7 protein-coding genes are annotated in these 8,006 nt (G+C 63.4%); all 7 read right to left on the bottom strand.

From position 1 onward, the window contains the following. Positions 1–1,136, bottom strand: a 1,136-nt coding sequence (locus tag H5T60_08840) for an argininosuccinate synthase (GenBank protein ID MBC7242537.1), incomplete at its 3' end; no start/stop codon positions are given. Between the two features lie 235 nt (positions 1,137–1,371). Continuing rightward, the gene (locus tag H5T60_08845; GenBank protein MBC7242538.1) at positions 1,372–2,145 is read right to left on the bottom strand and encodes a ComF family protein; all 774 of its coding nucleotides are present in this window, start codon (positions 2,143–2,145) and stop codon (positions 1,372–1,374) included. Between the two features lie 19 nt (positions 2,146–2,164). After that, a complete protein-coding gene (locus H5T60_08850) occupies positions 2,165–3,097 on the bottom strand; it encodes a type II secretion system F family protein (protein ID MBC7242539.1) in 933 nt (310 codons plus the stop codon). Between the two features lie 18 nt (positions 3,098–3,115). After that, positions 3,116–4,081 carry a type II secretion system F family protein gene (locus tag H5T60_08855; GenBank protein ID MBC7242540.1) on the bottom strand — a complete coding sequence of 322 codons (966 nt, stop codon included), beginning with the start codon at positions 4,079–4,081 and terminating at the stop codon, positions 3,116–3,118. A gap of 32 nt (positions 4,082–4,113) precedes the next feature. Next, positions 4,114–5,496, bottom strand: a complete 1,383-nt coding sequence (locus tag H5T60_08860) for a CpaF family protein (GenBank protein MBC7242541.1) — start codon at positions 5,494–5,496, stop codon at positions 4,114–4,116. A gap of 18 nt (positions 5,497–5,514) precedes the next feature. Next, a complete protein-coding gene (locus H5T60_08865) occupies positions 5,515–6,810 on the bottom strand; it encodes a response regulator (protein MBC7242542.1) in 1,296 nt (431 codons plus the stop codon). 82 nt (positions 6,811–6,892) lie between these two features. Next, complete coding sequence (cpaB, locus tag H5T60_08870; protein ID MBC7242543.1) at positions 6,893–7,846, bottom strand: Flp pilus assembly protein CpaB; 954 nt, start codon at positions 7,844–7,846, stop codon at positions 6,893–6,895. Between the last annotated feature and the right edge of the window lie 160 nt (positions 7,847–8,006).

Below are 8,006 nucleotides of genomic sequence, written 5' to 3' on the forward strand. Positions count from 1 at the left end.
TAGACCTGGTCGGCGCCGAAAGTGGCCAGGTCCTCGCGGTACAGGCTGTAGGGGGATTTGACGCCGGCGATGGTACAGCTCCCCTTATACAGCTTGACCCGGGCGGTGCCGGTGACGCGCTCCTGCGTCTTCTCGACGAAGGCGTCCAGGGCGCGCTTGAGCGGGGTGAACCATTGGCCGTAGTAGACCAGCTCGGCGTAGCGTACTGCCAGCATGTCCTTGAAGTGCATGGTATCGCGGTCCAGGCAGAGGGTCTCCAGGCCGCGATGGGCGGTGTACAGGACGGTGCCGCCGGGGGTCTCGTAGACGCCGCGCGACTTCATGCCGACCAGGCGGTTCTCGACCATGTCGACGCGCCCGACGCCGTTGGCGCCGGCGATCTTGTTGAGCGTCTCGACCAGGGTTACTGGGTCCATGCGCTGGCCATCGATGGCGACGGGCCGGCCGCGCTCGAAATCAATTTCCAGATAGGTGGGCGTGTCGGGAGCCTTCTCCGGCGCCACCGTCAGCATGAACATGTCCTCTTCCGGCTCGTTCCAGGGATTCTCCAGCGGGCCGCCCTCGTGGCTGATGTGCCAGATGTTGCGGTCGCGGCTGTAAATAGATTTCTTCGTCTGCTTGACGGGGATGCCGTGCGCCTGCGCGTATTCCAGGGCATCTTCGCGCGAGCGGATGTGCCACTCGCGCCAGGGCGCGATGATCTTGAGCCGGGGATCAAAGGCCTTGACTCCCAGTTCAAACCGCACCTGGTCGTTGCCCTTGCCGGTGCATCCATGGGCGACGGCGTCCGCGCCCTCTTTGTGCGCGATCTCCACAAGTTTCTTGGCCATGAGCGGGCGGGCGAAGGACGTGCCCAGCAGGTACTGCCGCTCATAGACAGCGCCGGCCATCATGGTCGGGAAGACGTACTCCTCCAAGAATTCCCGCCGCAGGTCCTCGATGTAGACCTTGCTGGCGCCGCTCCGCTTGGCCTTCTCTTCCAGACCCTCCAGCTCCTCGGGGCCCTGGCCGACATCAGCCGTGAAGGCGATGACCTCACAGCCATAGTTCTCCTTCAGCCAGGGGACGATGATGGATGTGTCCAGGCCCCCCGAGTAGGCCAGGACCACTTTCTTTACCTCACCTTTCAAACCCATACGTAATACTGAGCCTCCTTCCTTTTGGATTCTGAGAGGGGATAAAATAAAACCCCTCACCCGTGCTGGGTGAGGGGTACAGCGCCTTGAGATACGCTCGCGCGCGATTTACCCAGACGGGTGGTCTGGCCGGCGAAATCGGTTTCGTCGCGCGCGGATGAACCAAACAGGCATACCATTCTCCTGAGGGAATTACTGCTCGACCTTGAGGGCCAGACGTCCCCGTCTGCAAGGGTTATATACCATGAAACGAGAAGTCTGTCAACCCAGGCATTGGACGGGCGATGGTGAAGGAGAAGACGGCCTCCGCGCCGGCCTGGCGCAGTGCCTCGGCCGCGGCACAAAGGGTGGCGCCGGTGGTGGTCACGTCATCCATGAGCAGGACGCGCCTGCCGGCCACCAGGGCGGGTTCGACGCAGGTGAAGGCGCCGGCGACGTTCTCGCGCCGCTGGCTGGCGTTCAGCCCGACCTGCGGTCGGGTGGGACGGTGGCGCTGGAGCGAGTGCTCGCTGTGGGGCAGGCCGGTGCCGGCGCAGAAGCGGCGCGACAGCAGGAGCGCCTGATTGTACCCCCGCTCGCGCTCCCGCAGGGGGTGGAGCGGCACAGGGATCACCAGGTCCACCGGGAAGGCGAATTCGCTCCACCACGTCAGCAGGATCTCGGCCAGGGGGCCGGCCAGGTGGGTTTGGCCGGCATATTTGAACTGGTGGATGGCCTGGCGCAGGACGCCGACGGCGAAAGCGGCGGCATAATCTCCATCCAACGCAGGGAGCTTCGCCAGACAGCGCCGGCAGATTTCCCCCGGCCGGGTCAGCGCCGCCGGCTGACCGCAGGAGGCGCAGATCGCCCGGGTGGGATAGCGGATGCCGGCGGCGCAGGTCGGGCAAATGGCGGCACCGGGCGCATGACAGCCCAGGCAGTGGATGGGAAAGAGCCAGTCCAGCAGGGCATGCCAGACGCCGGCCAGGCCCTGGTGGGCCGGCCGGCGCGGTGGGTCAGTGCTGTCCAAGGGAGCCGCTCCGCCGGCGTCAGAGGTTGCCGATGACGCCGGAGTTCTTGACGATGAGGATGGCCGGCCCCATCAGGACGATCCAGATGGCCGGGAAGATCAGGAACACCAGCGGGAACATCATCTTGAGGGGGGCTTTGCGGGCCAACTCCTCGGCGCGCTGCCGGCGCTTGATGCGCATCTGCTCGGACTGGATGCGCAGGACCTTGGCGATGCTCACGCCCAGTTGTTCGGCCTGCACAATGGCGGCCACGAAGGTGGTGACGTCCGGAATGTCCACGCGCGCCGCCATGTCCCGCAAGGCATCGCGGCGCTTCTTGCCCACGCGCATTTCGGCGATGACGCGCATGAACTCGCGGGTTAGCTCGTTGTCCCATTTCTCGGTGACCTTGGCCAGGGCGGCATCGAAGCCCAGGCCGGCCTCCACGCTGATGGTCAGCAGGTCCAGCGCGTCGGGCAGGGCCTTGATGATGTTATGCTGGCGCTGTTTGATCTTGCTCCCCAGCCAGGCGGTGGGGAGGTAGTAGCCGAGGCCGGCCATGGCCAGGCCAATCATCATCTTGGGGCCGATGTCTGCCTTGGCGAGGGTCATCAGCATAAAGCCCATGACGCCAAGCAGGATGCCGGCCAGGCCGCGCACACCCATGAATTCGGCCGGCGACCAGTTATTGGGCCGGCCGGCCATCTCCAGCTTCCGCTGGAGCGCTTCCATGTTGCGGGAGGGGGCCAGGCGCAGTACGAGGTTGGCCATGCCGCGTATCAGCGGCTTGATGATGCGCTCCGAGAAGGGCTGGGAAAGCTCGATTTCCTCCAGGGTGAGCGGCCGGCCGCCGTATTCCACCAGGCGTTCCTGGATCTGGTCGGCCGGGCGCGGCATGGAGATGCCGATGAATATGAGCACGATGCTCAATCCGATGGCCATGGCGATGATGAGCGGCAACAGCCCTGCCATGACAATTCCTCCTCTGGCCTACACCTCAATGGCCACGATTTTGCGGATGACGAGGTAGCCGGCGGTGATGATAATCACGCCGACCACCACCATGATCCAGCCGCACGGCTCACTGAAGAGCAGACCAATATACTCGTGGTTGATAGCGTACAGGATCAACCCCAGGCCGACGGGCAGGAAGCTGATGATATAGGCGGTCAGCATCTGCTGGGCGGTGAGCACCCGGATCTCGCCCTTGATGCGCACCCGCTCCCGGATGGTGAAGCTGATGGTCTCCAGGATCTCCGCCAGGTTGCCGCCGACCTCGTGCTGGATATTGATGGCGGTGACCATCATGTCCAGGTCGTCACTGCGCACGCGCCGGAGCATATTGGCCAGAGCCTGCTCGATGGAAAGTCCCAGCCCTACCTCCTGGACGACGCGGGCGAATTCCGTGGCGAGGGGCGGCGCCATTTCTCGGGAGACGGTTTCCAGGGATTGGAGCAGGCTGTAACCCGAGCGCAGGGAGTTGGCCAGCAGGTTGATGGCATCGCCAAGCTGATCGTTGAAGGCGTTCAGGCGCTGGGCCTGCCGGCGCTTGACGTACAGCCGCGGCGCGAAGTACCCGAACACCCCCGAGGCCAGCGCCAGCAGTGGGGAACGAAAGATGAGCTGGCCGAGCAGGGCAAAGAGAATGATGCTGGCGATGTTGATGAGGATGTATTCGGAGACCTTCAGCTTCAGGTCAGCGCGTGCCAGCTCCGCGGCGATCTTGTCGGCCGATTCTTTCTTGACGATGACGCGGTTGAGCCGGCCGGCGATCGTGCTGTCCTCTTCGGTGAGCTTGCCCTTTTTGCGCTCTTCCATCAGCTCGACCTCGCGTGTCGCGTAGCGGTCGAGCCGTTCCTCGAGGGAAGGTTCGGCGCGCCGGCCGAGAGCGAACCCCAGCACGATCAGGGTTACCGAGAGCCCTGCCAGTATGGGAATCAGAAGCGTCATGTTCATAGCACTTGCTCCGCGCCGGCTGGCTGACCTGCCTAGCGGAAGCGCACCGAGACTCCGAAGATATCCGGCGGCAGTTTGATGCCAGCGGCTTCAATGCGATCCATGAATTTCGGCCGGATGCCGGTGGGCTTCAGCCGGCCGATGATCTTACCGTTCTCAATGCCCGTTTGTTCAAAGGTGAAGATGTCGGAGAGGACGATAACGTCTCCTTCCATGCCCTGCACCTCGGTAATGCTGACGACCTTGCGGGTGCCGTCGCGCATGCGCTCCTGATGGACGATGAGATCAATGGCGGAGGCGATTTGCTGGCGGATGGCGCGCAGGGGCAATTCCATGCCGGCCATCAGACACATGGTCTCGATGCGGGCCAGCGTATCGCGCGGGCTGTTGGAATGGCAGGTCGTCAAACTGCCGTCATGGCCGGTGTTCATGGCCTGGAGCATGTCCAGCGCCTCGCCGCCGCGCACCTCGCCCACGATGATGCGGTCGGGGCGCATGCGCAGGCTGTTGATGACCAGATCGCGGATGGTGACCTGGCCCTTGCCCTCGATGTTGGGCGGGCGGGCCTCCAGCGTGACCACATGTTCCTGACGCAGTTGGAGCTCGGCGGCATCCTCAATGGTGATGATGCGCTCGTCGTTGGGGATGAAGCCGGAGAGAACGTTCAGCAGGGTGGTCTTGCCGGAGCCCGTGCCGCCGGAGATGATGATGTTGAGCCGCGCCAGGATGCAGGCGCGCAGGAATTCCACCGCTTCGGGTGTGATGGTGCCGAAGCGGATGAGGTCCTCGACCTGCAGGGGCGTCTTGGCGAACTTGCGGATGGTCAGCACCGGGCCGATGAGCGAGATGGGCGGGATGACGGCGTTGACGCGCGAGCCGTCGGGCAGGCGGGCGTTGACCATAGGGGAGCTTTCGTCGACGCGCCGGCCCAACGGGGACACGATGCGGTCAATGATGCGCCGCAGGTGGTCCTCGTCCTCGAACTCGATGTTGGTGCGCTCAATCTTGCCGTTGCGCTCGATATAGACCTTCTTCGGCCCGTTGACCATGACCTCGGTGATGGTCGGGTCTTCCAGGAGCGGCTCTAGAGGGCCGTAACCGAGGATTTCATCCACAATCTGGTCGAAGAGCCGCATGCGCTCTGTCCGGCTCAGGACGATGTTCTCCTGTTCCAGGATGGACTGGAACAGCTCTTCGATGGTCTGCTTGACCTCCTCTGTATTAGAAAGGATGTCTGCGCGCGGGTCCAGCTCCGCCACGAGCCGTTCCTGGATGCGCGCTTTGATGTCAGAGAGCCGGGCTTCCGGCGCAGTGGGCGCCGGCTGGCGCTTGATGCGCAGTTCCTCCAACTTGGAGGTGGTGCTTTCCGCTTTCTGCTGTTGGGACTGTTGTTCGATGCGCTTGAGCAGGGACATATGCTCCCTCGGCCTTCATCAGGATGGTTTGAGGAATTTGCCCAGCAGACCAGTGCCGCCGCGCGGCGGGGCGGCCGGCGCCGGCGCGGGGGCCGCGGCCGGCTGAAGCTCATTCACCAGGCGCTGGGCCAGCTCGAGCACCGCATGTGCCAGGGGGCTGTTGCGGTGCGTCATGACGAACGGCACCCCTTGATTGACAGCGATGGACGCCAGGCGCTCATCGTCGGGGATGGTGCCGGCGATGGGATGCCGCAGGCTTTGCTCAATGTCTTCCGGACGGATGGCACTGCGCTGGTCGGCCTGATTGACCACCAGCAAGACCTTGTCCTCCGGATATTCCAGGGCGCTGATCACATCAAAGAAGAGCTTGACGTTCTTGATGGCCGGGATGTCGGGTGTGGTGAGGAGCACAATGCGATCGGCCCCGTCCAGGATGGTCAGCTCCATATCGTGGAGGACGTTGCGGGTATCCACCACGATGATATCGTAGTATTTTTTGACTTCCGCGAGGATTTTCTCCATGTCCGAGGCGCTGACCAGGTCTCCCATTTCGGGCCGCGGTGGGGCCAGCAGGACCTTCACGCCGGAGGTGTGGCTGGTGACGACGCTGTTAATGAAATCGGCGTCCAGGTCAGTGACCTTCTGGGCCACGTCCACGATGGTGCGCTGGGCCTGCAGGTTCATCAGGACGTCCACTCCGCCGAACTGGACGCCGGCGTCAATGAGGAGCACCTTGCTGTCCGGGAGGATGGACTTAAAGGCCACCGCCAGGTTCACGGCGATGGTACTGCATCCGACCCCGCCTTTCGGGGCGTATACGGCGACGACCTTGCCCAGGTTCTGGGGCGCCGGCGGAGGGCCGGCGGGCACGCCCAGCGGGCCGGTGGCCGCGGCCACCGCCTGCGTGAGCAGTTGGCGCTTGGCGGCCCCCAGCTCGTACACCCGGCGGATGGAGGACACCAGTTCTTCGGTGGAGAAGGGTTTGATAAGGAACTCGCGGGCGCCGGCGAGCATGGAGCGGCGCAGGTAATCCGCCTCCCCCTGGACGGACATCATGATGATCTGGGCCTGCGGCACTTCCTGGGTGATCATCTCACTGGCAGTGATGCCGTCCAGGCCAGGCATGTTGATGTCCATCAGGACGATATCGGGGGTCAGTTGACGCGCCATGGAGACCGCCTCTTCGCCGCTGGCGGCCGCGCCGATTACCTCGATGTCGGATTCGAAGTAGAGCAGTTTTTTCAGGTTCTCTCGCGTCTCCGGGATATCATCCACGATGAGGACGCGAATGCGTCGGGCTTCGCCATCTGTCATGTCCCTTCACCCATCCCATATCCACGTGGTAGTGATTGTTAGCTGTACGCGCCTCCCAGCCGAAGATAATGGGCCAGCAGGGTTACCTGGCCGGCACAGTCCCCACGCCTACCCCAAGGGGTTCGACCGCGAAGGGCAGGCGTTCCGGCGGGCGGATGTTGAAGCGCCGGATCATGTATTCCAGGGTCACTGGTTCGGTTTCCACGATGTCGTGGTCGTTCTTACTGCGCAGGGCGAAGTCAATGGAGGCGCCGGCCTCGCGGGCGAATTTCAGCACCAGCGCGTCCTGCTGGCTGACCAGCAGGGTGATAATGGTGGGGGCCGGCGGCGTGACCTGTTCGCCGGCCTGCCCCTGTTGCTGTGAGGCGCCCTGCGGTTGCTGAGCTTCCGGGGTAGCGGCCGGCGTCACCGCCGCCTGTCCCCACGGCCCCACTTTCAACACGGTGATATCCTGCAGGGTGAGCTGGGTGACCATGCGGGGGATTTGCTGGCCCATGGGTTCGCTCATCTGACCTTCTTCCGTGGTCTTGGGGAGCGGGAGCTTGATCTGCGTCTCGGGGTCCACGCTCACCATATTGAAGGTGATGAGCATGTCCACGGTATCGCCTGGCTCCAGGGCATAGGCCACACTGCTCAGCTCATCAATAGGGAAGGCCACCGCCACCTTGCCGGGCGGGATCAGGAAGGAAGCGTTGATGCCCTTTTCCACGATGGATTTTTTATCGGTGATCATGTCGCGCCGGATGATCTGGCCCTGCACAATGTCCACGGCGGCCAGCTTGCCGACGATGTCGGTGGTGCTCATGACTGCGTCAGGAGGCACCTGGCTCTGCTCCATCTCGCGGAGCTCGACGGCGGCCGGGTCAATGGGCTGGGCCTGGCCGATGTTCTGGATGGCAATCAGCACCTTTTGTTTGGGCGTCTCTGCAGGGCCGGCGGCCTCTTTTTCCGGACTGCGCAGAATCATGAAGACGGCGACCGTCGTCACCAGGCCAAGGATGATGCCGATCAAGACCAGTATCCTTCCCCGTTTCATGCGTGCCTCCTCCGGGCGCAGTGCGATCACAGCATGGTGTGGGACAGTCGAACGCTCCCTGCATGATGTTGCGCAGTGTTATGCTGTGTTATCAGGGGTTTCATTATCTATCCCACCTATCCCGTATTATTGTAACACGATATGGGGCGGAATAGCAAGT

The sequence above is a fragment of the Anaerolineae bacterium genome, from assembly GCA_014360855.1.
GTDB lineage: Bacteria > Chloroflexota > Anaerolineae > JACIWP01 > JACIWP01 > JACIWP01.